General features: G+C 41.6%; 3 protein-coding genes. 2 read left to right on the forward strand and 1 reads right to left on the reverse strand.

All coding sequences use genetic code 11. The annotated features are described in order from the left end of the window. Positions 1-306: 306 nt before the first annotated feature. A complete protein-coding gene (locus BLR43_RS13330; protein ID WP_406947890.1) occupies positions 307-870 on the reverse strand; it encodes a DNA glycosylase in 564 nt (187 codons plus the stop codon). Positions 871-1,372: 502 nt separating this feature from the next. On the opposite strand from BLR43_RS13330, the gene upp reads away from it, so the two are divergent. Together upp and BLR43_RS13340 are read left to right on the forward strand one after the other, a co-directional pair. After that, entirely contained in the window at positions 1,373-2,032 is a 660-nt protein-coding gene (gene upp, locus BLR43_RS13335) for a uracil phosphoribosyltransferase (protein ID WP_058023728.1), read from the forward strand. Between the two features lie 73 nt (positions 2,033-2,105). Then, positions 2,106-2,858: an SDR family NAD(P)-dependent oxidoreductase gene (locus BLR43_RS13340; RefSeq protein ID WP_093071464.1), complete on the forward strand. Its 753-nt coding sequence runs from the start codon at positions 2,106-2,108 to the stop codon at positions 2,856-2,858. Positions 2,859-3,036: the final 178 nt, after the last annotated feature.

Genomic DNA, 3,036 nt, shown 5'->3' on the forward strand with positions numbered 1-3,036 from the left:
GTTATTAATGTGTAATCTACACATCTCTCACTGCCAGTCCGTCTGATGAGGGCGTATTATAGAGGGTTTAATTTTTGTGTCAACCTGTTTTATTGATGTTTTTAGACTTATTTTAGCAGAATATAAAAACGATAGTTTTTTCAATGGGTTATCGTCTAATTAATTTCAATAGGTTTAGAGACTGATTATAGATATGCTATTTACTATAATTTATAACATCAAAAACGTTTAGCTTTGTTAGATAAATACCTTTTACTATCTTTGAGCTTTACCTTTGATTAGTGCAACCATTTCTCTATTTTTACTTTACAACTTACCCATCCTCTCAAAGAACGCTTTATACGCCGCGACTTTCTTATCTAACGACAATGGATAAGCGCGCGAGGTAGAAGGCAGCCTATATAAAGTTAAGTCATTAACCATATTGGTTTGGTTGCTGTCTTGCCACTGATAAGGGTAATCCATACTTTGATTGGTTTTTGGATGTTTTGATTTGGCAATTGGCTCATCTAATAACCCAAGTAGCACTTCGGTTGCTTTGCCTCCTGTTGTGAATAAAGTCTCAACCTTTGGCACTTGCGGCAAGATACTATCCAAATCAACTGGCGTCACCACGGTTAGGTTTTTATCCGAAGCATTGCCAGTCTCTCGAATAGCCTGCTTGACTGTCGGGCAAGACGCTATACCACGCTCGAACATAAAACTGCGTATGCGCTCAGGGTCAAATCGCTTCTCATCGCCGACTCTGAAATAGTCGGCGTCATCAAAAAACACTCGGCCATAGATACGCCACATATCATTATAAAAATTGGGATAGTGAAAGCTCATTGCCCATTTATCGCTAGTCGGCGGAAACGTACCCATCATCATGATAGTCGCATTTGGTGGTAAAACAGGCGCAAAAGGATGATTTTCAATTTCTCCTGATGAACTCTCGGTTGCCACTATCTCGTTATTAGCCTTGTTATTAGCGTCTTCTTGGGTGTTTGATGGTTTTATAGTCATGATATTCTTCATCAGAAAAGCGGTTTTTTTGGTATCATAGCAAGCCTAGACACTACTGCACTTATGATAATTTTATACAGTCAAACTTAGTCGATTCAAATAGTGCGACAATACGACAATATATAGTCGCTTAGCCTGAGCGGTTTAGGCTTGGCTGCCAATTGTGAGTGTCTAACTGATCACTTTTGGTGACATTACACTCTTATACAAGTAGCACGTTTATTTGATTTGCATGGTCATTGAGGTTTTTATTTTACTATCAATGAGACCAAACAGAGTTAAAGTGGGGTAAGTGTTTGTATCTTTTTATATTAATAGCAACCGCAATGACTGCGCACGCATCAGACAAAAAACCAAGAGAATACTTATGAGTGATTTAAACAACGATTTAAACATTACGGTCATTGATCATCCATTGGTCCGTCATAAACTCAGCCTCATGCGCGAAAAAGACTGTAGTACTTATAAATTTCGTACATTGACTAAAGAGCTTGCACGCTTGATGGCTTATGAAGCAAGCCGTGATTTTGAAATTGAGACCTTCCCAATGCAGGGCTGGTGTGGCGAAATCACGGGTGAGCAAATCATTGGTAAGACTGCGACTATTGTGCCGATTTTGCGTGCAGGTATTGGCATGCTTGATGGGGTGCTCGATCTGATCCCTACTGCTAAGATTTCTGTGGTCGGTTTGCAGCGTGATGAAGAAACGTTGCAGCCAGTACCATTCTTTGAAAAATTTGTCAGCCACATGGACAAACGTCCTGCGCTAATCATTGATCCAATGCTAGCTACGGGTGGCTCAATGGTTGCGACCATCGAGATGCTAAAGAAAAATGGCTGTACCAATATCAAAGCATTGGTATTGGTCGCGGCACCTGAAGGCGTCCGCTTGGTAAACGAAGCACATCCTGACGTGACTATCTATACCGCTGCGTTAGACAGCCATTTGGATGAGCACGGTTACATCATCCCAGGTCTTGGCGATGCGGGCGATAAAATCTTTGGTAAGCAGTTATCAAATAGATAAGTCTCATTAGGGTAAATAAAGCCGTCATCAAGGTTATGATAGAAACATGCAGCATCAATAATAAGGATAGATCATGAACGTATTGATTACAGGAGCGAGCGCGGGTTTTGGCAAAGCGTTGGCAGAGCGTTTGGTGGCTAATGGTCATCGCGTGATTGGTTGCGCTAGACGTATCGATAAGCTAAATGCTTTAGCAGAGATTTTAGGTGAGAATTTTTTACCTGTGATTATGGATGTGAGTGATACGGATTCTATTCCGCAAATCATTGCTGACTTGCCTGATGACTTTAAACACATTGATGTCTTGGTTAATAATGCAGGATTGGCGCTGGGTACAGAGCCTGCTCACAAAGCCAGTCTCGATGATTGGATGCGCATGACCGATACCAATGTTAAAGGTCTAATGTCATTGACTCATGCAGTCTTGCCAGCGATGGTCGAGCGCGATAGCGGATATATCATCAATGTCGGCTCGATTGCTGGTAGCTGGCCATACTTTGGTGGCAACGTGTACGGCGCAACTAAAGCGTTTGTCAAACAATTCAGCTTAAATCTACGTGCTGACCTTGTCGGTACGCAGGTACGCGTGACCAATATCGAACCGGGCGTAGTCGCGGGTACTGAGTTTTCAAACGTGCGCTACCATGGTGATGACGATAAAGCAGCTAAAGTCTACGATGGCTTTAAGACCATGACAGGTGAAGATATCGGCGATATATTACTGTGGTTGATTGAGTCGCCTGCGCATATCAATGTCAATCGTTTGGAAGTGATGCCAGTCGCGCAAACCTATAACGGTCTAACGGTGGCTAAAAAAGACCGTTAAAAGCGCATCTATTTAACAATCAACGTAACTCGTAAGACCGAAGCAATATAGATGACTCTATATTGCTTTTTTTTATGTCCTCAATTGTGTAACTATCCCCTAAAATAACACAGCTCAAACGTAGAATTTCTTATAAAATACCCATAAGGAGTTTTGATATGAGCAAACGAATGACTGA

Source organism: Psychrobacter pacificensis (assembly GCF_900101915.1).
GTDB lineage: Bacteria > Pseudomonadota > Gammaproteobacteria > Pseudomonadales > Moraxellaceae > Psychrobacter > Psychrobacter pacificensis.